This window comes from Pseudonocardia sp., from assembly GCF_035305885.1.
GTDB lineage: Bacteria > Actinomycetota > Actinomycetes > Mycobacteriales > Pseudonocardiaceae > Pseudonocardia.
Map to the genome: position 1 here is coordinate 13842 of NZ_DATGOP010000136.1, position 18315 is coordinate 32156.

At 74.8% G+C, this 18315-nt stretch carries 21 protein-coding genes; 11 read left to right on the top strand and 10 right to left on the bottom strand.

Annotated features, from left to right (window positions below):
* Positions 1 to 44: 44 nt before the first annotated feature.
* From VKZ81_RS31310 to VKZ81_RS31320, 3 genes are read right to left on the bottom strand one after another with little or no spacing between them, the layout of a single operon-like run.
* Positions 45 to 1439 carry a WS/DGAT/MGAT family O-acyltransferase gene (locus VKZ81_RS31310; protein WP_324245353.1) on the bottom strand — a complete coding sequence of 465 codons (1395 nt, stop codon included), beginning with the start codon at positions 1437 to 1439 and terminating at the stop codon, positions 45 to 47.
* A 45-nt stretch (positions 1440 to 1484) separates the two neighbouring features.
* Complete coding sequence (locus VKZ81_RS31315; RefSeq protein WP_324245354.1) at positions 1485 to 2717, bottom strand: cyclopropane-fatty-acyl-phospholipid synthase family protein; 1233 nt, start codon at positions 2715 to 2717, stop codon at positions 1485 to 1487.
* 10 nt (positions 2718 to 2727) lie between these two features.
* Entirely contained in the window at positions 2728 to 4077 is a 1350-nt protein-coding gene (locus tag VKZ81_RS31320; protein ID WP_324245355.1) for an FAD-binding oxidoreductase, read from the bottom strand.
* A gap of 127 nt (positions 4078 to 4204) precedes the next feature.
* Between VKZ81_RS31320 and VKZ81_RS31325 the strand changes: the two genes are divergently transcribed.
* Positions 4205 to 4900, top strand: a complete 696-nt coding sequence (locus VKZ81_RS31325) for a dienelactone hydrolase family protein (RefSeq protein WP_324245356.1) — start codon at positions 4205 to 4207, stop codon at positions 4898 to 4900.
* Between the two features lie 3 nt (positions 4901 to 4903).
* On the opposite strand, the gene VKZ81_RS31330 is transcribed toward VKZ81_RS31325, so the two are convergent.
* On the bottom strand, positions 4904 to 5917 hold the full coding sequence (locus tag VKZ81_RS31330) for an alpha/beta hydrolase (protein WP_324245373.1): 1014 nt from the start codon (positions 5915 to 5917) through the stop codon (positions 4904 to 4906).
* Between the two features lie 118 nt (positions 5918 to 6035).
* Here VKZ81_RS31330 and VKZ81_RS31335 point away from each other — a divergent pair, with 118 nt between their 5' ends.
* Positions 6036 to 7178 (top strand): acyl-CoA dehydrogenase family protein, encoded by a 1143-nt coding sequence (locus VKZ81_RS31335; protein WP_324245357.1) that lies wholly within the window; start codon positions 6036 to 6038, stop codon positions 7176 to 7178.
* Here the strand turns inward: VKZ81_RS31335 and VKZ81_RS31340 are convergent.
* The 5 genes from VKZ81_RS31340 to VKZ81_RS31360 all read right to left on the bottom strand — a co-directional run bounded on the left by VKZ81_RS31340 (position 7153) and on the right by VKZ81_RS31360 (position 12116).
* The gene (locus VKZ81_RS31340) at positions 7153 to 7998 is read right to left on the bottom strand and encodes a PPK2 family polyphosphate kinase (protein WP_324245358.1); all 846 of its coding nucleotides are present in this window, start codon (positions 7996 to 7998) and stop codon (positions 7153 to 7155) included. The genes VKZ81_RS31335 and VKZ81_RS31340 overlap by 26 nt on opposite strands.
* 52 nt (positions 7999 to 8050) lie before the next feature.
* A complete protein-coding gene (locus VKZ81_RS31345; protein WP_324245359.1) occupies positions 8051 to 9088 on the bottom strand; it encodes a hypothetical protein in 1038 nt (345 codons plus the stop codon).
* Positions 9089 to 9154: 66 nt separating this feature from the next.
* A complete protein-coding gene (locus VKZ81_RS31350) occupies positions 9155 to 9997 on the bottom strand; it encodes an ABC transporter ATP-binding protein (protein WP_324245360.1) in 843 nt (280 codons plus the stop codon).
* Positions 9994 to 11082, bottom strand: a complete 1089-nt coding sequence (locus tag VKZ81_RS31355; protein ID WP_324245361.1) for a FecCD family ABC transporter permease — start codon at positions 11080 to 11082, stop codon at positions 9994 to 9996. The genes VKZ81_RS31350 and VKZ81_RS31355 overlap by 4 nt, the downstream gene beginning before the upstream one ends.
* The gene (locus tag VKZ81_RS31360) at positions 11082 to 12116 is read right to left on the bottom strand and encodes a FecCD family ABC transporter permease (protein WP_414709525.1); all 1035 of its coding nucleotides are present in this window, start codon (positions 12114 to 12116) and stop codon (positions 11082 to 11084) included. The genes VKZ81_RS31355 and VKZ81_RS31360 overlap by 1 nt, the downstream gene beginning before the upstream one ends.
* Before the next feature lie 119 nt (positions 12117 to 12235).
* Between VKZ81_RS31360 and VKZ81_RS31365 the strand changes: the two genes are divergently transcribed.
* The 9 genes from VKZ81_RS31365 (at position 12236) to VKZ81_RS31405 (ending at position 17586) form a co-directional block, all read left to right on the top strand.
* Positions 12236 to 12967, top strand: a complete 732-nt coding sequence (locus tag VKZ81_RS31365) for a pyrimidine reductase family protein (RefSeq protein ID WP_324245363.1) — start codon at positions 12236 to 12238, stop codon at positions 12965 to 12967.
* Positions 12968 to 13044: 77 nt separating this feature from the next.
* Complete coding sequence (locus VKZ81_RS31370; protein ID WP_324245364.1) at positions 13045 to 13527, top strand: Asp23/Gls24 family envelope stress response protein; 483 nt, start codon at positions 13045 to 13047, stop codon at positions 13525 to 13527.
* Positions 13524 to 13859, top strand: a complete 336-nt coding sequence (locus VKZ81_RS31375) for a hypothetical protein (RefSeq protein WP_324245365.1) — start codon at positions 13524 to 13526, stop codon at positions 13857 to 13859. The genes VKZ81_RS31370 and VKZ81_RS31375 overlap by 4 nt, the downstream gene beginning before the upstream one ends.
* A complete protein-coding gene (locus VKZ81_RS31380; RefSeq protein ID WP_324245366.1) occupies positions 13856 to 14128 on the top strand; it encodes a hypothetical protein in 273 nt (90 codons plus the stop codon). Before VKZ81_RS31375 ends, VKZ81_RS31380 begins: the two co-directional genes overlap by 4 nt.
* Positions 14129 to 14138: 10 nt before the next feature.
* Complete coding sequence (locus VKZ81_RS31385; RefSeq protein ID WP_324245367.1) at positions 14139 to 14318, top strand: hypothetical protein; 180 nt, start codon at positions 14139 to 14141, stop codon at positions 14316 to 14318.
* Entirely contained in the window at positions 14315 to 14686 is a 372-nt protein-coding gene (locus VKZ81_RS31390; RefSeq protein WP_324245368.1) for an Asp23/Gls24 family envelope stress response protein, read from the top strand. Before VKZ81_RS31385 ends, VKZ81_RS31390 begins: the two co-directional genes overlap by 4 nt.
* A gap of 39 nt (positions 14687 to 14725) precedes the next feature.
* Positions 14726 to 15265, top strand: coding sequence for a DUF6286 domain-containing protein (locus VKZ81_RS31395; protein ID WP_324245369.1), 540 nt, complete (start codon positions 14726 to 14728; stop codon positions 15263 to 15265).
* Positions 15262 to 15909, top strand: a complete 648-nt coding sequence (locus VKZ81_RS31400; RefSeq protein WP_324245370.1) for an alkaline shock response membrane anchor protein AmaP — start codon at positions 15262 to 15264, stop codon at positions 15907 to 15909. Before VKZ81_RS31395 ends, VKZ81_RS31400 begins: the two co-directional genes overlap by 4 nt.
* Before the next feature lie 87 nt (positions 15910 to 15996).
* Positions 15997 to 17586, top strand: coding sequence for an alpha/beta fold hydrolase (locus VKZ81_RS31405; protein ID WP_324245371.1), 1590 nt, complete (start codon positions 15997 to 15999; stop codon positions 17584 to 17586).
* Positions 17587 to 17640: 54 nt separating this feature from the next.
* Here VKZ81_RS31405 and VKZ81_RS31410 read toward each other — a convergent pair.
* Positions 17641 to 18315, bottom strand: a 675-nt coding sequence (locus VKZ81_RS31410) for a DUF732 domain-containing protein (RefSeq protein ID WP_324245372.1), incomplete at its 5' end; no start/stop codon positions are given.

Below are 18315 nucleotides of genomic sequence, written 5' to 3' on the forward strand. Positions count from 1 at the left end.
ACGGCGGGGTTCCCTCCAGAGCGCCCCCGATCGGGGGAAGGTGACTACGAGAGGGCGACGAGCTCGGCCAGCGACTCGGTGACGGCGCCGGCGAGGACGTCGACGTCCGGGACGGCGTCGCGGTCGGCGGTGAGGCCGTAGTGCACGCCGCCCGCGTAGGAGGTGATCCCGATCGCGACGGCCTGACCACCCGCGAGCGGCACCACCGGATACATGTCGAGCATCCGCGCGCCCAGCGCGTACAGCGGGCGCGGCGGGCCGGGCACGTTGGTGACCAGCACGTTGTAGAAGTTGCTCGAGTACTGGCTCGCCAGGCGCGCGCCCAGGCTGTGCACGATCGGCGGGGCGAGCCCGACGAGCTTCATCAGCGCGGACGCCCCGATCGCCTGCCCGCTGCGCTTGTGCACCTCCATGGCCTCGCGCACCACGGCGAGCCGGCGCAGCGGGTCCTCCTCGGTGACCGGCAGGTCCACCAGGTAGGCCGAGATGCTGTTGCCCGCAGCGGCCGGCCCCCGGGAGCGGGCCCGCACGCTGACCGGCACCATCGCACGCACCGACGTCTCGGAGGTGAGCGGCTCGCCCCGGCTGATCAACCAGTGGCGCAGCGCCCCGGCGACCACGGCCAGCACGACGTCGTTGACGGTGCCGCCGTGCGCCTTGCGGACGGCCCGGTGGTCGGCGAGCTCCGTGCGGCACATGCCGTAGCGGCGCTGCTGGCCGGTGGCGGCGTTGAGCGGCTGCACGGGCCGGACGGCCGCCGCGCTGCGGCCCGCCGCGAGCACGCCCTCGACGGTGCGGCCGACCGTCGCCACGGCCTCGCGGACGTCGGTGAGCGCCCGCCCCGCGAGGTCGAGCACGCCCCGCGGCCTGCGCAGCGCCTGCGCGGCGGCGGACGCGGCGAGCTGCAGCCCGGACGGCTCGGGCGCCGGCTCCCAGTGGTCGTCCGGGGTCTGTCGAGGCTGCGGCGTGAGGTCGAGCAGGGCGGCGCCGATGTCCATGGAGGCGAGGCCGTCGACCATCGCGTGGTGGGTCTTCGTGACCACCGCGAACCGGCCGTCGGCGAACCCCTCGACGAGGTAGACCTCCCACAGCGGGCGCGACCGGTCCAGCTGCCGCGCGAGCAGCCGCCCGACGAGCTCGAGCAGCTCCTGCTCGGTGCCGGGGGCGGGCAGCGCGGAGCGCCGCACGTGGTAGCGCAGGTCGAAGTCCGGGTCGTCGACCCACACCGGCAGCCCCAGCCCGCCCGGCACCTCGCGCACCTTCTGCCGGTACCGGGGGACGAGCGCAAGCCTGCGGCCGATCAGCTCGGTGAACGCCTCCGGGTCGAACGGGCCGTCCTCGGGCTGGGCGAACGTCATCACCGCGCCGACGTGCATCGCCGCGGTGCGGTGCTCGGCGAAGAGGAACGACGCGTCGAGCGGCGAGAGGCGGTCGACCACGCCGCCATTCTCCCGGACCGGTCGTGGCCGTTCAGGAGCGGTCGGTCACGACCAGCCGCGCAGCGGGAACCCGGACCGGCCCCGGTCACCGAGCTTCACGCCGAGCACCTGGTGCAGCTGGATGTTGTCCCGCTCGAAGCCGAGCCGGCTCGCCGCCATGTACAACCGCCACACCCGCGCCCGCCCGAGCCCGACCTCGGCGACGGCCTCGGTCCAGTGCTCCTCGAGGTTGTCGCACCAGGCGGCGAGGGTGCGCGCGTAGTGCTCGCGCAGGTTCTCCTCGTGCCGGATCTCGAACCCGGCGTCGTTCATCACCGAGATGATGTGGCCGACCGGCTCCAGCTGGCCGTCCGGGAACACGTACCGGGTGATGAACGGGTCGGTCTTGCGCTTACGCGGCGTGTAGGGCTGCGTGATGCTGTGGTTGAGCAGCCTGCCCTCCGGCTTGAGCCGCCGGTGCAGCGCGGCGAAGTAGCCGGGCAGGTTGTCCTTGCCGATGTGCTCGGTGAGCCCGATCGAGCTGATCGCGTCGAAGTGCTCGTCCGGCGCGTCACGGTAGTCGAGGTGGCGCACCTCGGCGAGGTGGGACAGGCCCCGCCGCTCGATCTCGGCCTGCGCCCACTCGGCCTGGTTGCGCGAGAGCGTGACGCCCAGCGCCTTGACCCCGTGCTCGGCGGCGGCGTGCATGACCATCCCGCCCCACCCGCAGCCGACGTCGAGCAGCCGCATGCCCGGCCGCAGCGCGAGCTTCTGCGCCACGAGCTCGTGCTTGGCGGTCTGCGCCTCCTCGAGGGTGGCGTCCTTCGTGGGGTAGACCGCGCAGGTGTAGGCCATCGACGGGCCGAGCACCCACTCGTAGAAGCGGTTGGACACGTCGTAGTGGTGCGAGATCGCCTTGCTGTCGCGCCGCTTCGAGTGCAGCCGGCCGCGCGGGCGGTACTCGAGCTCCGGGATCGGCTGGCGGTGGCGCAGCCACAGCGGGAACAGCGTGCGGACGAGCCGCAGCCGGTCGGCGCGCGAGATGTCGTTGAGCGTGAGATCGGCCATGGCGTCCAGCACGTCGTAGACGTCGCCGTCGACCTCGATCTCGCCGGTGACGTAGGCGCGGGCGAGCCCGAGCGTGCCGGGCGCGGTGACCAGGCGGGCCAACGCCCGCGGCGTGACGATCTTCAGCGCGACGTCCGACCCGTCGGGCCCCGCCTTGCTGCCGTCGTAGGCCACCACGCGCACCGGGACGTCCTGCCCGAGGACGTCCGAGATGAGCTGCGCTACCTGCATGACTCCCCCTTCACCCGGTGACCTTCGAATACAGGTCGGGCTGCCTGCCGTTCGGGTCGTAGCGCTGCTTCAGCGCGCGGTAGGCGGGCCCGTTGTAGTGCTCCCAGAACTCACCTTCGTCGTAGTGCACCGTCGAGTACAGGGACTTGTGGCCGCCCAGTTCGGCCACGAGTTCCTCGATCCGGCGGTTGTGCGCGTCGGGCCTGCCGGGCACCTCCGGCACGCTCGACCAGAACCCGACGTTGACGTACAGCTCACCGGGCTTCATCGGGTAGAGCGGCCAGGTGCGGTCGCCGCGCAGCCGCAGCGGGCACAGCCACACCGGGCGGATGCCGATCTCGCGGTGGAACGCGTCGAGGAACTCGGCGAGCCGATCGACCGGGATCTCGACGTCCTGGATCACCGGCTCCTCCTGCGGCGTGCGGGTGAGCCGGTGGGCGAGGCGGGAGAAGCCGTAGCGGCGGTCGAGCGCGACGATGCGGCGGTAGACGTCGGAGCGGCGGTAGCGGCGCGGCCACAGCCGCCGCACCACCGGGTGTTGCACGCCGAGCGCGCGGGAGCACCAGAACCAGTCGGTGTCCCACCGCCAGATGTAGTCGTGGGCGGTGAGCACGTCGGTCGCGCGCTCGCGGATCGAGCGGTAGTAGATCCGCTGGCCGGTGTAGTCGCTGACCCCCGGCCCCGGGTCCTCGCTGAACGTGCCGAGCGTGAGGTACTGCTCCCCCGGCCCGAACACGGTGCCGTCGACGAAGTCGGGTCCGCCCTCGCCCGCACCGCAGACCTCGGTGATCACGGCGGCGAGGTCCTCGGTGGCCACGCGCCGGTGCTCCAGCCGGACGTAGGGCGACACCGGCTGCAGCTCGATCTTCAGCCGCAGCGCGTAGCCGAGGGTGCCGTAGGAGTTGGGGAAGCCCGCGAACAGGTCGGCGTGCTCCCCGTCGGGGGTGGCGGTGACCAGCTCGCCGTCGGGGGTGAGGATGTCCATCTCGAGCACCGACTCGTGCGGCAGCCCGTGCCGGAACGCGGTGGACTCGATGCCCAGCCCGGTGACGGCGCCACCGAGGGTGATCGTCTTGAGCTGCGGCACCACCAGCGGCATGAGCCGGTGCGGCAGGGTGGCCTCGACCAGGTCCTCGTAGGTGCACATCCCCTGGACGTCGGCGGTGCGGCCCACGTCGTCGACGGAGATCACGCCGGACAGCGCGGAGGCGTCCAGGGTGCCCGCGGAGCCCGCCCCGTCGAACCGGAACAGGTTCGACGTCTTCTTGGCCAGCCGCACCCGCGTGCCCGGCGGCAGCGCCCGGTACCGACGCACGAGGTCGGCCACCGCGGCGTCGTGCCGGCTTCGGGTCAAGGTCATGTGAGCGACGCTAGTCCGCCCTCCCGGTCGTGCCCAAGCCCTTGACCTGCACCGTTGCTCACACCGTCCGGATCGTCCCGGAGTGGGGGATCCGGCGGCGACCGGCCGGGCGTGGTCTCATGGGGCGGTGACCGACAACCCGCTCCAGAACGTCACGTTCCCCTCGAACGGCGGTACGGCCCACGGCTACCTGGCCGTGCCCGCGTCCGGGCGCGGCCCGGGCGTCGTCGTGATCCAGGAGTGGTGGGGGCTGACGAACCACATCGCCGACGTGACCAACCGGCTCGCCGCCGAGGGCTTCGTCGCCCTCGCACCCGACCTGTACGGCGGCAGCACCACCCACGACGCCGCCGAGGCCGGGGAGCTGATGGCGAAGCTGCCGGTCGAGCAGGCCGCCCGCGACCTCGCGGGCGCCGTCGACTTCCTCCTCGGCCACGAGTCGGTGACCTCGTCGAAGGTGGGGGCCGTCGGGTTCTGCATGGGCGGCGGATTCGTGCTCGTGCTCGCCGCGCAGCAGGGCGACCGGATCGGCGCCGCGGTGCCGTTCTACGGCGTGCTGAAGGAGGACTACCCCGACTTCTCCGGGCTGACGGCGCCGGTGCTCGGGCACTTCGGCGAGCGGGACGAGTACGCCGACCCCGAGTCGGTGCGCGCGCTCGCCGCGCGGATCGAGGCCGAGTCCGGGGTGCGGCCGCAGTTCCACATCTACCCGGCCGGCCACGCGTTCTTCAACGACGAGAACCACCTCGGCACCTACGACCCCGAGCAGGCGCGGATCGCCTGGGAGCGGACGCTTTCGTTCCTGCGCGCCCACCTGCAGTAGCCGTCAGGCGTGGTCGGCCAGGAACTCGTCGATGGCGGGCCACGTGGTGGTGCGGGCTCCGCGGCCGGTGAGCACGCCCAGGTGCCCACCGGGCGCGGTGGTGAACCGGACCTCGGGGGCGCCGGTGAGCAGCCCGACCACCTTCTGCACGGCCGGGAGCGGCGCGATCACGTCGCCGCGCCCCGCGACCACGAGCACCGGGACGTCCACGGCCGAGAGCCGGATCGTCCGCCCGGAGAGCGCGAGCTCGCCGTCGGCGAGGTCGTTGCGGCGCAGCATCAGGTGGAAGATCTGGCCGAACACCCGGCCCGGGTAGCCGTGCATGTTGCGCATCAGGTGCTCGACGGCCTCGATCTGGGCGAGCGCGTCGCGGTCGTCGAGCTGGGAGAGCACCGTGAGCGGCTTGGTCACCAGCTTGTCGACGGCGACCACGTGGAACGCGGCGCTCACCACGGGCGCCGGGAAGCTGCCGATGGCGCGGTAGACCGTGGACAGGCCGCGCCCGCCGGTCGCGATCGCGAGCGGACGCAGCGGGGCCACGAACGGCACGGCCGACACGTCGAACGGGCTGCCGATGATCGTGAGCGTCCGGGCCGGGAGCGGCGCCCCCGCCTGCACCCCCGCGGCGACGGCGAGCGAGCAGAAGATGCCCGCGAGCGACCATCCGACCAGGTGCACGGCGCCGTCCGCGTCCTCCGCGGTGAGCCGCGCGGCCCACGGCACGACGTCGTCGACCCAGTGCTCCATCCCGAGGCGGCGGTCGGCGAACGACTTCGGCCCGTGGTCGACCAGGTACACCGTCCGCCCCTCGGCGAGCAGGTGCTCCACGAACGAGCACCCGCGCCGCAGGTCGTAGGCGAAGTCGGGTGCCCCGAGCGGGGGCACGAGCAGCACCGGCCCGCCGCCCGCGGGCGCCACCCCGGGCAGCGGCAGGTACCGGTAGAGGGCGCCGCGCGGGCCGTCGTCCACCAGCTCCCGCGGCATGCGGCGCAGGTCGGCGACGCCGCCGCGCGCCATGCCGACGAGGTTGGCTGCGGCGGCCACGAGATCCACGCGCTCGAACCTACCGATCCACCGCTTTCGCCCCGCGGTCAGCGCGCTTCGTTGTTACCGGCCGGTATGTGAGACTCGGCCGATGCAGCGCGACATCTTCGACGCCGAACATGACGCCTTCCGCGACCTCGCCCGCACCTTCATCGCCAAGGAGATCACGCCCTTCCACGACCAGTGGGAGCACGACGGCCAGGTCAGCCGCGACGTCTGGCTCGCGGCGGGGAAGGCGGGGCTGCTCGGCATGGACGTGCCCGAGGAGTACGGCGGCGGCGGGGTCGCCGACTTCCGCTACAACGCGGTGCTGACCGAGGAGCTGTCCCGGGCGGGCGCGAGCGGCATCGGCTTCCCGCTGCAGAACGACGTGGTGGCGCCCTACCTCCTGCGCCTGGCCACCGAGGAGCAGAAGCGGCGCTGGCTGCCCGGGTTCTGCTCCGGCGAGATCATCACGGCCATCGCGATGACCGAGCCCGGCACCGGCTCCGACCTGCAGGGCATCCAGACCGCCGCCCGTCGCGTCGAGGGCGGCTGGCTGCTCAACGGGGCGAAGACGTTCATCACCAACGGGATCCTGTCCGACCTGGTGATCGTCGTGGCCCGAACCCACCCGGACGCGGGGAGCCGCGGCTTCACCCTGCTCGTGGTCGAGCGCGGCATGCCCGGGTTCGAGCGCGGCCGCCGCCTGGAGAAGGTCGGCATGAAGGCGCAGGACACCGCGGAGCTGTCGTTCACCGACGTCCACGTGCCGGACGCCAACGTGCTCGGCGAGCCCGGCGGCGGGCTGATCGCGCTGATGCAGAACCTGGCGCAGGAGAGGCTGTCGATCGCGGTCGGCTGCGTGGCGGGTGCGGCGCGCGCCCTCGATCTGACCGTGGCCTACACGAAGGAGCGCACCGCGTTCGGCAAGCCGGTGGCGAGCTTCCAGAACACCCGCTTCGAGCTGGCCGAGATCGCCACGGAGGTCGACGTCACCCAGGCGTTCGTCGACCGCTGCGTCGTCGAGCACTGCGCGGGCCGGCTCGACGCGGCCGACGCGGCGAAGGCCAAGTGGTGGGCGAGCGACGTGCTCAAGCGGGTGGTGGACCGCTGCGTGCAGCTGCACGGCGGCTACGGCTACATGCTCGAGTACCCGATCGCGAAGGCCTACCTCGACTCGCGGGTGCAAGCGATCTTCGGCGGCACCAACGAGATCATGAAGGAGATCATCGGGCGGCAGTTGCTGGGGTGACCGCCGCCAGCCGCGCGCGTTCGGCGTCGACGTCGAAGTCCGGCTCGGGGAACTTCGGGTCCAGCTCCGCCAGCGTCTCGGCGAGCACGGCGGCGACGGCCCAGTTGCGGTACCACTTGCGGTCGGACGGGATCACGTACCACGGCGCGGCGTCGGTGTCGGTGCGCCGCAGCGCCTCGGCGTACGCCTCCTGGTAGGCGGCCCACTTGGCGCGCGCGTCGACGTCGCCGGGGTGGTACTTCCACCGCTTCGCCGGGTTGTCGAGCCGGGCCAGCAGGCGCTCGGCCTGCTCCTGCGGGGAGATGTGCAGCATGCACTTCACGATCGTGACGCCCCGGGCCGCGAGCTCCGACTCGAACTCGGTGATCTCGGCGTACCGGCCGCGCCAGACGTCCTCCGGCACGAGCCCGTCGACGCGCGCGACGAGGACGTCCTCGTAGTGGGAGCGGTCGAAGATCCCGATGCGGCCGGGGGCAGGCACCTGCTTGCGCACCCGCCACAGGAAGTGGTGGGCGAGCTCCTGCTCGGTCGGCGCCTTGAACGTGGCGATGTGCAGGCCCTGCGGGTTGACCAGGCCGCCGACGCGCCGGATCACGCCGCCCTTGCCGGAGGTGTCCATGCCCTGCAGGACGAGCAGCACCGCGCGCTGCCCGCCGCCGATCGCCTCGGCGTAGAGCGCCTCCTGGAGCTGGTCGAGGCGTTCGCCGAGGGCGGCCAGCTCCTGCTTGCCCGCCGCCTTGTCCTGGGGCCCGATCGGCCGGCCCCGCGGGTCCATCTGCTCGACGGGCACGCGGAAGGCCTCCCGCACGGTCTTCGCCATGGCGGGAGCGTATTCGGGGTGATCGCGGAGGGCGACGCGGCCCGGTGGCCGCTCAGGCGTTGAGGTGCGCGGTCCCGCCGGAGTCGTCGGTGGGGATCACGGGGAGCAGCTGGGTCGGGGGCGAGTCGGCCGGAGGCGCGGCGGCCTCGGCGGGGGGCGGGACCGGCTCGGGGGCCGTGATCTCGGCGAGGTCGAGCTCGAGCCGGAACGGCTCCTCGATGAGCAGCTTCTCGTCCCCGCCCGCGCGGGCGTACTCGTGGTAGCGGCCACCGATGATCATGTCCGCGACCGCGAACGGGCCGTCGTGGTCGAGCAGCAGCGAGTACGGGATGCGGCTGCGCGCGTAGAGCTGCAGCTTGAAGCTGCGGTCGGTGGCGCCGTGGTCGGACCCGACCACCTCGATGACCATCAGCGCGGCCGAGGCGTCGAGCGGCTCCGGCGGCGGGGATGCCTCCTCCGGGGCTGCGTCCCGCGGCGCCGCCTCCTGCGCTCCCGTCTCGGGGCCGGCCTCGGGCACCACCTCCATCGCAGTGGTCTCGGGGGCGTCCACGGGCACCGTCGGGAGCAGGGTGGTCTCGGACGCCGCCGACGGGACGGTCTGCAGCGCGGTGGTCTCGGGGACCGCGGGGTCGCCGGCGTCGTCGCCCTCCGCGACGGTCTCGTCAGCGGTCTCGTCGGCGGTCTCGTCGGCGGTCTCGTCGGCGCTCGCGTCAGCGGTGGCGCCGGTGTCCTCGGCGGTCTCCTCGGCGGGCGGCCCGGCGATCGGCTCCGGGCCCGCCGGTCCGGCCCCGGCCTCGTCGACGGGTTCGTCGGCCGGCTCCTCCGCCGGGGCGGCGGTGATCACCAGGTCCGGCACGAGCACGCAGTCGAGGCCGAGGCGCAGCGGCAGCGGTCCGCGCACGACCAGCCCGTCCGGCAGCGCGGCGGCCACCGCCTCCCGCACGCGTTCGATCGCCCGGGTGCGGCGCCGGTGCGGGCCCGGCCCGATCAGCAGCGTGCCGTCGACGACCTCGACGCGGCCGTCGTGCTCGAGGGCGAGGTAGGCGGCCTCGGTCCAGGGGCCCTCGTGGTCGAAGAGGGAGCGATCCACTGCGGCCTCCTCTCGCTCGTTCGCGGCCGTCGGAGGTCACATGGTGGCACGTGACAACCAGGGACCTCAGGGCGACTGAGCGTGACCGCCGATCGGCACGACGAGGGGGGTGCCCGCCACCGGGTCCGGGATCACGCGGGCGGCGAGCCCGAACACCTCGGCGAGCATGGGCTCGGTGACCACCTCGGACGGCTCCCCCGCCGCGACGATCCGGCCGTCGCGCATCGCGATGAGGCGGTCGGCGTAGCGGGCGGCGAGGTTGAGGTCGTGCAGCACCATGACGACCGTGCGGCCCGCCTCCTGGTGCAGCCTGCGGACGAGCTCGAGAACCTCGACCTGGTGGGCCAGGTCGAGGAACGTGGTGGGCTCGTCGAGCAGGAGCAGGTCGGTGCCCTGGGCGAGCGCCATCGAGATCCAGGCGCGCTGGCGCTGCCCGCCGGACAGCTCGTCGACGGGGCGCTCGGCGAGGTCGGCGATGCCGGTCCACTCGAGGGCCTGCGCGACGGCCTCCTCGTCGTCGGCCGACCACTGCCGGTACCAGGTCTGGTGGGGGTGCCGCCCGCGCGCGACGAGGTCGGCCACGGTGAGTCCCTCCGGCGCGGTGGGAGCCTGCGGCAGCAGGCCGAGGACCTTCGCGACCTCCCGGGTGGGCATCTTGTCGATGCGCCTGCCGTCGAGCAGCACCTGGCCCGCGGTGGGCTTGAGCAGCCGGCCCAGCGCCCGCAGGAGGGTGGACTTGCCGCAGCCGTTCGGGCCGATCACGGCCGTGATGGTGCCGGCGACGACGTCGAGGTCGAGGCCGTCGACCACGGTGCGCTCGCCGTAGGCGAGCCGGACGCGCTCGGCCTGCAGCCGGACGGCGGTGGCGGTCTCGACGGGGGCGGCGTCGGTACTGGTCATCGGCGTCATGCGCGGGCCTCCCGGCCGTGACGGGCGAGCAGGTAGAGCAGGTAGGGCGCGCCGAGCACGGCGGTGACGATGCCGACCGGCAGCTCGGTGGCGCCGAACGCCGTGCGGGCGACGAGGTCGGAGATCACGGTGAGCGCCGCCCCGACCACGAGCGACATCCCGATCGGCGGGCGCGCTCCCCCGACGAGGCGCTGCGCGATCTGCGGCGACACCAGCGCGACGAACGCGATCGGCCCGGCGCTCGCGGTGGCCACCGACGCGAGCCCGACGGCGACGAGCAGCAGCAGCGACCGCGCCCTGTTCACCGGGACGCCGAGCCCGCGCGCGGTGTCGTCGCCGTACTGGAGCGCGCCGAGGACGTGCGCGAGCACGAACGCGGCCGGCAGCAGCACCGCGAGCGCGATCGACACGGGCAGGACGTGTTCCCAGCCGCGGGCGTTGAGGCTGCCGTTGAGCCAGACGTAGGCGCGCGCGGCCTCGAACACCTCGGCGACGACGAGCAGCCAGTGCACGATCGCGAGCAGCATCGCCTGCAAGCCGATGCCGACCAGCACGAGCCGGAACCCGTGCACGCCGCGCCGCCAGGCCAGCGCGTAGATGGCGGTGGCGGTGGCGAGGCCGCCGAGGAAAGCCGCCATGGGCAGCCCCGCGGAGGCGAGGAACCCGCCGACCGCGCCGAACCCGCCGCCGAGCACGATCACGAAGACCGCGGCCGCGCTCGCGCCCGCGGTGAGGCCGATCATGTCCGGGCTCGCGAGCGGGTTGCGCGCGATCGACTGGGTGATCGCCCCGGCCACCGCGAGGGCGCCGCCGACCAGCACGCCGGTGAGCGAACGGGGCAGCCGCAGCTCGAGGATGATGAACTGCTGGCTCTGCTCGCCCCCGCCGAAGAGCACCGCGAGCACGTCGGAGATGGCGATCGGGTACTCGCCGCGGCCGACGTTCGCCGCCACGCCGAGCACGAGCACCGCGACGCCGAGCAGGAACACGAGCACGTACCGCGGCCGCCAGACCAGCGAGACGCGCCGCGCGCGGAAGGCGGGGCGGCCGGGCACCCGGTGCACGGGCCTGTCGAGGACGGCCATCAGATCGCGACCATCTTCCGGCGGCGCACGAGCCAGACGAAGAACGGCCCGCCGATGAGCGCCAGCACGATCCCGACCTGCAGCTCGCCCGGCCGCACGACCACCCGCCCGATGACGTCGGCGACGAGCAGCAGCGCGCCACCGGCGAGCGCGGAGGCGGGCAGCAGCCACCGGTAGTCCGGGCCGGTGAACGACCGCACGACGTGCGGGACGACCAGGCCGACGAACGCGATCGGCCCGCACGCCGCGGTGGCCGAGCCGGCGAGGAGGGTGATCGCGACGACCCCCATCACGCGGGTGCGCTGCACGGAGTGGCCGAGGGAGCGGGCGACGTCCTCGCCGAGCGACAGCGCGTTCAGGGCGGGCGCGCCCGCCAGCCCGAGCAGCGCCCCGGCGCCCAGGAACCAGATCACCTGGCCCGCGATCTCGACGTCGCGCCCGGCGAGCGACCCGACCGCCCAGAAGCGGTAGGCGTCGAGGGTCTGCACGTCGATGAGCACCACGGCCGAGGTGAGCGCCGCGAGGAGCGCGGACACCGCGGCGCCCGCGAGCGCGAGCGTGACCGGGGTGGGCCCGCCGCGCCCGACCGAGCCGAGCAGGAACACCGCCACGCTCGCGGCCAGCGCGCCTGCGAAGGCGAACCAGACGTAGCCGTAGAGGCTCCCGACGCCGAACACGTAGATGCCGATGACGACGAAGAACGCCGCCCCGTTGGTGACGCCGAGCAGCCCCGGGTCGGCGAGCGGGTTGCGGGTGTGGCCCTGGATCAGCGCGCCCGCGAGCCCGAGCGCGCCCCCCGCCAGCACGCCGAGCAGCGTGCGGGGCATCCGCAGCGAACGCACCACGATGTCGTCCTCGAGGCCCGTCGGGGTGAACACCGCGTGCCACACGCCCCCGAGGGGGATCGCCTTGGCCCCGACCGCGATGCTCGCGAGGCACGCGCCCACCAGCACGACCGCGAGCAGCGCGAGCCCGGCGAGGCGGCGCACGCGCAACGAACCGACCGCGGGCGCAGGAGCGGCCGGTGTCGTCAGCACAAGCACACGATAGGTGAGCCTCGCCTTCACTCCATAGTGGGCCCGGGCGGGTTCGCCCCGCCGGGGTCGTGACGTTGCTCTCGGCCGGCCGGGCCCGGCTGTGCTGGGATGACCGGATGCGACCGCTGCTGCCCGCCGGACCCGAACTCGACGACGAGCAGCTCACGCAGCGCTACGCCTACCCGCCGGACCTCGGGGCGCCGTTCGTGCGCGCGTGCCTGGTGGCGAGCGCGGACGGCGCGGCGAGCGTGCAGGGCACGTCCGCGGGCCTCGGCTCCCCCGCCGACCGCCGGGTGTTCCGCCTGCTGCGCCGCCTCGCCGACGTGATCCTCGTCGGCGCGGGCTCGGTGCGCGCCGAGGACTACCGCGGCGCCCGCAGGCCCACCCTCGGCGCGGCGACCCCGCCCCCGATCGCGGTCGTCACCGGCTCGGCGCGGCTCGACCCGCGAAGCAGGCTGTTCACCGACACCCGCGTCCCGCCGATCGTCCTCACCCTCGGCTCCGCGCCCGCGCCGCACCGGGATCGGCTCGCGGCGGCAGGCGCCGACGTGGTGGCGCTCGAGCGCCTCACCCCGGACGTCGTCCTCGCCGAGCTCGCCCGCCGCGGCCTGCACCGCGTGCTCTGCGAGGGCGGGCCCACGCTGCTCGGCGACCTGGTGGCGGCCGACGCCGTCGACGAGCTGTGCCTCACGGTCGCCCCGCTGCTCGTCGGCGGCGGGGCGGGCCGGGTTGCGGCGGGCCCGGAGGGCGAGCACCTGCGCCGGCTCGAGCTCGCCGACGTCCTGCGCGAGGACGACGTCCTGCTGCTGCGCTACCGCCGCGCCACCGACGATACCCCGATCGAGTGACATCCCCGGAGCGTGGGCCGGAAATCCGCCTTCCACCGGCGAACACTCCGGCGAGGGGATGGAGGAGGATCGACCACATGAGCGAGAGCACCGCCACACCGACGACGACGACACCCACCACCACGGTCTCGTCCCCGGCCCGGCTCGCCGACGACACCTCCCAGGGCAAGACCACCATCGCGGCCTCGGTGGTCCAGAAGATCGCCGGCATCGCCGCGCGCGAGATCTCCGGCGTGCACTCGATGGGCGGCGGCGTCTCGCGGGCGTTCGGCGCGATCCGGGAGCGGATCCCCGGCGGCGGCACCGGCGCGGCCAACATCGCGGGCGTGCAGGTCGAGGTCGGCGAGAAGCAGGCCGCGATCGACCTCGACATCGTCGTCGAGTACGGCGCGTCGATCGTCGAGCTGGCCCGCGCCGTGCGCCGCAACGTGATCACCGCCGTCGAGCGCATGACCGGGCTCGAGGTGATCGAGGTGAACATCGCGGTCAACGACATCCACCTGCCGCTGGCCCTCGAGGAGGACGCCCAGCCGCCCGTGCAGTCCGCCCGGGTCGAATGACCGCTCCGGCCTCGAGAACGGCGGTCGCGGGCGCCTCCGCGGAGGACGCGCTGGCCGAACGGGTGGCCGCCGCCGTCACCGCGCACCCCGCGGTGGCCCGCCTGCACGGGGGCATCTACAACGACGTCGCCACCTACCTGCCGGGGCGCAAGCTGGTCGGGGTCCGGATCGGCGAGCGCGGCGCCCCCGTCGAGGTGGCCGTCGTGCTGCGCTGCGACCGGCCGATCCCCGAGACCGTCGCCGCGCTGCGCAGCGAGGTGTCCCGGCTGTGCGGGGGCGCCCGCGTCGACATCACCGTGGCCGACGTCGTGCTGCCGGGAGAGGCGTCGTGACCCCCGAGGAGCGGGCCGCCTACCGGGCGTTCGTGCGTGAGAACCACCCGGACCGCGGCGGCGACCCGGAGGTCTTCCGCGCCGGGCTCGCCCGGTTCCGCGCGGCCGAGCAGGCCGCCTCCTCGGCCGCGGACGGCGACGAGGCAGGCGACGAGACCGCGCGCTACGACGCCCCGGTCGAGGTGGTGCGGCCGCTGCCGTTCCCGGTGCGGGTGGGCGTCGCGCTGATCCGCACGTGGCACCGCCGACGCAGCCAGAGAGTCCTGTAAGAGGAGAAGGATGAACGCGACCCAGACCGGCCTGCTGACCGGCCTCGTCCTCGGCCTCGCCGGGGCGTTCGGCGGCCTGTCCGCCTTCCTGATCGTGCTCGTGCTCGGCGCGATCGGGCTGCTCGTCGGCCGCGCCCTCGACGGCCAGCTCGACCTCAACGCCCTGTTCGGACGGGGTCGCGACCGGTGAACCCGCTCCCGGCCGCCGAGGAGCGGGGCCGGCTGGAGATCCACCCGGCCGTGCTCCGCAAGATCGTGGAGCACGCCGCGGACCAGGTGCCCGGCACCCTGCGCCACGCGCGGCACATCGCCGGCATCGACATCGGCGAGGCCGGGGCGAGCGCGCGCGTCACCACCGGGCCCGGGGACCCGCCCACCGTCGACGTCCGGCTCGAGCTCACGCTCCAGTACCCGGCCCCGGTGCGCAGCGTCGTCGCGGCGGTCCGGCAGAAGGTGGGCGAGGAGGTCGCGCGCATCGCGGGGCACCGCGTGCGCGCCATGACCGTGACGATCGACGGCCTGCGCGCGGCGCACCCCGTGGCGAGCCGGCCGCGCTGAGATCCTGGGGCAGGGGCCTCGAGCGAGGGAGGAAGTGTCGTGCGCGTGCTGCTGCGGGTGCTCGTCCCGCTGCTCGGCCTCGCCGTCGCGCTGGTGGGCGCGCTGGTGGTGCTCGAGGTGGTCGCGCTGTCGGTGCGGCCGGACGACGGCGACGGGCTCGTCGTGCCGTGGCCGCAGTGGTACGCCGCGCTCGAACGGACGGCGTGGACCGACGCCCCGGTGCCGGGCATCGCGATCGGCACGGCCGTGTTCGGGCTGCTCCTCCTGCTCGTCGGCCTGTTCGCCCGCCGCCCGGACATCGCGGTCGACGCCCCGGCCCCCGACATCACGGTCACCACGTCGGCCCGCGTGCTCGCGCGCCTCGTCGGCAGGCGGGTGCGGGCCGCCGACGACGTCGCCGCCGCGTCGGTCACGGCCTCGCGGCGCCGGGTCACCGTGGCCGCCGAGGCCTGGAACGACGCCGACCCCGGGCTCGCCGACCGCGTGCGCGCCCGGGTGGAGGGCCTGCTCGACGAGGTGCCGTTGCGCAGGCGCCCGCGGGTCACCGTGACGGTGCAGGAAAGGAGGGGGCCGCGGTGACCGCAGGCGTGCAGCGCCCCACCGACCCCGCCGCGCTGCGGCGGCGGGCGACCGCGGCCGTCGCCCGGTCCGCCGCGGGCGAACGCGCCGTCGCGATCGTGCTCGGGCTCGTCCTGCTCGTCGGGGGCACCCTCGTCGCGCTGCTGTCCTACGGCGTCTTCGGCGCCGGCCGCGCGAGCAGGCCGCTGCTCGACCCGATGATCGTGGCGGCCCTGCAGGCGCAGCCGCTCGTCGCCCGGTTCGCCGCGATCGCCTGCGGCCTGCTGCTCACCGTGCTCGGGATCGTGTGGGCGGCCCACGCGCTGCGCCCCGAGAACCACCCCGACCTCGTCCTCGGCCCCCTGGCGGCCGCCGGCGACACCTCCGTCGTGGTGAGCGCCCACGCCGCCGCCGAGGCGGTCGCCGCCCAGGCGGGCGAGCTGCCCGGCGTCGGCCGGGCCAGGGCCCGGCTCGTCGGCACCGAGGCCGCGCCCGCGATGCGCGTCACGCTCTGGCTCACCGACGACGCCAACGTCCGCGACGTCCTCGCCCGCCTCCACTCCGAGGTGCTCACCACCGCCCGCGCCTCGCTCGAGCTCACCGAGCTCCCCGTCGCGGTGCGGCTCGAGCTGGACCACCCCCACCCCCGGCCGCGCGTGGCCTGAGCCACCCCTCTCCCGAACCGGGGTTCACGTCTCTCACACCGGGCGTGCGGCAAGCTGGGCCGGGATCCAGCACGACCGGGAGGGCACGTGGCACGACCACCGCGTCATGCGGTCGGAGCGGCCGTCCCCCGCGTGGTGGCGCTGCTCTGCCTCGTCGTGACGCTCGCCGGCTGCACCGTCGGGCCGTCGCAGCGCCCGCCGGTGGCCGTGCGCGGTGAGAACGTGCCTGCGGTGCCCGAGCTGCCCGCGCCCACCGAGGAACCCGTCCTGCCCGAGCCACAGCCGCAGCGGGCGACCATCCCGTTCTTCGAGTGCACCGAGGACACGCTCGTCACCCTCGTCGAGCCGGTGCCCGCCGACCGGCAGCTGCGGGTGGACTGCGGCGAGCTCACCGTGCCCGCCGACCCCGACCAGCCCTCGCTGGGCGCGGTCACCCTCGGCGTGATCCGCGTCGGGGAGGCGGGGGCGCCGCCCGACCGGCCGCCGCTCCTCGTGCTCGGCGACACCACCCGGGAGCCGTCCACCCGGCACGCGGCCGTCCTCGCCGGCATGATCGACCCGGGCCTGCTGGAGCACTACACGCTCATCGGCCTCGACCGGCGCGGCGCGGGCGAGGACATCCTGCACTGCGCGCCGGAGGACGCCCGCGCGGCGCTCGTGGACGCGAACCTCGAGTCGATCGGCGAGGCCGACCTCGCCCTCCTCCTGGAGCGGGCGCGCGCGGTGGTGCAGGAGTGCAACCTGACGCTCGACGGCGGCCTGGGCAGCTACCGCAGCGCGTCGACCGCGTCCGACGTCGAGCTGCTGCGCGCCGCGCTCGGGGTGGAACGGCTGTCCGCGGTCGGCGTGGGCGACGGGGCCTCCGCGCTCGCCATGTGGGCGAGGTCGGCGCCGTCTTCGGTCGGGCGCCTCGTGCTCGACGGGCCGCTGCACCCCACCCTGGACGAGCCGGACCTGTCCGACAGCAGGGCCGCGGCCGCCGAGGCCGCGCTCGACGCGTTCGGGGTGGCCTGCTCGGCGCGCCCGGACTGCCCGCTCGGGGCCAACCCGCAGGCGACGATCGCCGCGCTGCTGGAGCGCCTGGAACGGCAGCCGCTCGTGGCCGACGACGGCAGCAGGCTCACCGCGGGCGCCACCGTCACCGCCCTGCTGGTCGGGCTGGGCGAGCCGCGGCGGTGGCCGGGGCTCGCGGCCGCCCTCGCCGCGGCGAACGCGGGCGACCCGATGCCGATGCTGATGGTCCTCGCCCCGATCACCGGCCCGCGCAGCCTGTTCGACGGGATGCTCGCCACCAGCTGCAACGACACCCAGCGCCGGCTCGCCCCCGGCGAGATCGAGGACGTCGCGCAGCGCTGGGTCTCCGCCTACCCCACGTTCGGGGCCGCGCTCGCGATGCGGCTCCTCGCGTGCGCGCCGTGGCCGACCGGCCGGGAGTCGCCGGTGGCCGGGATGGCCGAGGGGGCGCCGCCGATCCTCGTGATCGGCACGGCGGCCGACCCCCGGGCCGCGCTGGACGGGGCCCGGCGCACCGCCGACTCGCTCGCAACCGCCCGCTTCATCAGTTGGCAGGGCGCGGGCACCGGGGCCTACCCGCGCACCCCGTGCATCCGCGGCATCGTGGACGCGATGCTGGTCGACGGCGTCATGCCGGAGTCCGGCACGCTGTGCCCACCGTGACGGGGCCCACCGTGACCGGGCCCACCGTGACGGGGCCCACCGTGACCGGTGCCGTCAGCAGTAGTGCTGCTGGGCGTAGTCGACGACGTCGCTCGCCTGGCGGCGGGTGACGTTCGGCAGCACCGCGGGCACGGACCGGGCGAGCTGCGCCTCGTCGGCGCCCTGGTCCAGCTGCGAGCAGATCGCGTCGGCGGCCTCGACCTCGGCCTGTCCGCTGCTGCTCGTGGGGATGTCGGCGTCGCGCAGCGCGGTGAGGAACGCCACCGCCTTGTCGCTGCGCAGGTCGATGGCCTGCACGGTCGGCTCCGGCTGCGCCGCGGGGGCGCTCACCGCCGCCGGGGCGGGCTCCGTCGGGGTGGCCTCCGGCTCGGAGGTCGTGAAGAAGGCGACGATCGCGGCCACCGCGAGCACGGCGCCCACCCCGACCGCGGCGACGACCGGCCGGGACGTGAGCCGGCTGACCAGGCTCTGCTCCTCCGGCTCCTTGTCGTGGTCGTCGTGGTCGACGTCGGCGGCGTCGGCGGGCTCCCGGTGGGGCTCACGGCCGGGCTCACGGGGGTGCTCACGGCCGGGCTGCTCTGCGATCTGCCGGCGCGGGGTCACCGTGGTGGCCTCGGCGGCGGGCGTCGGTTCCGGCCTGCGGGGCCGACCGGGCTCGCGCAGGCCGTTCAGGCCGGTCAGCACGGCGGTGGCCTCACCGTCGGACCCGCCGCGCCCGGGGCCTTCCCG

Bases quoted from the DNA above. Each gene is read 5' to 3' on its own strand.
- VKZ81_RS31315 (WP_324245354.1), bottom strand. From the start codon at position 2,717: ATGCAGGTAGCGCAGCTCATCTCGGACGTCCTCGGGCAGGACGTCCCG.
- VKZ81_RS31320 (WP_324245355.1), bottom strand. From the start codon at position 4,077: ATGACCTTGACCCGAAGCCGGCACGACGCCGCGGTGGCCGACCTCGTG.
- VKZ81_RS31330 (WP_324245373.1), bottom strand. From the start codon at position 5,917: ATGGCGCGCGGCGGCGTCGCCGACCTGCGCCGCATGCCGCGGGAGCTG.
- VKZ81_RS31335 (WP_324245357.1), top strand. From the start codon at position 6,036: ATGCAGCGCGACATCTTCGACGCCGAACATGACGCCTTCCGCGACCTC.
- VKZ81_RS31340 (WP_324245358.1), bottom strand. From the start codon at position 7,998: ATGGCGAAGACCGTGCGGGAGGCCTTCCGCGTGCCCGTCGAGCAGATG.
- VKZ81_RS31350 (WP_324245360.1), bottom strand. From the start codon at position 9,997: ATGACGCCGATGACCAGTACCGACGCCGCCCCCGTCGAGACCGCCACC.
- VKZ81_RS31355 (WP_324245361.1), bottom strand. From the start codon at position 11,082: ATGGCCGTCCTCGACAGGCCCGTGCACCGGGTGCCCGGCCGCCCCGCC.
- VKZ81_RS31365 (WP_324245363.1), top strand. From the start codon at position 12,236: ATGCGACCGCTGCTGCCCGCCGGACCCGAACTCGACGACGAGCAGCTC.
- VKZ81_RS31370 (WP_324245364.1), top strand. From the start codon at position 13,045: ATGAGCGAGAGCACCGCCACACCGACGACGACGACACCCACCACCACG.
- VKZ81_RS31375 (WP_324245365.1), top strand. From the start codon at position 13,524: ATGACCGCTCCGGCCTCGAGAACGGCGGTCGCGGGCGCCTCCGCGGAG.
- VKZ81_RS31385 (WP_324245367.1), top strand. From the start codon at position 14,139: ATGAACGCGACCCAGACCGGCCTGCTGACCGGCCTCGTCCTCGGCCTC.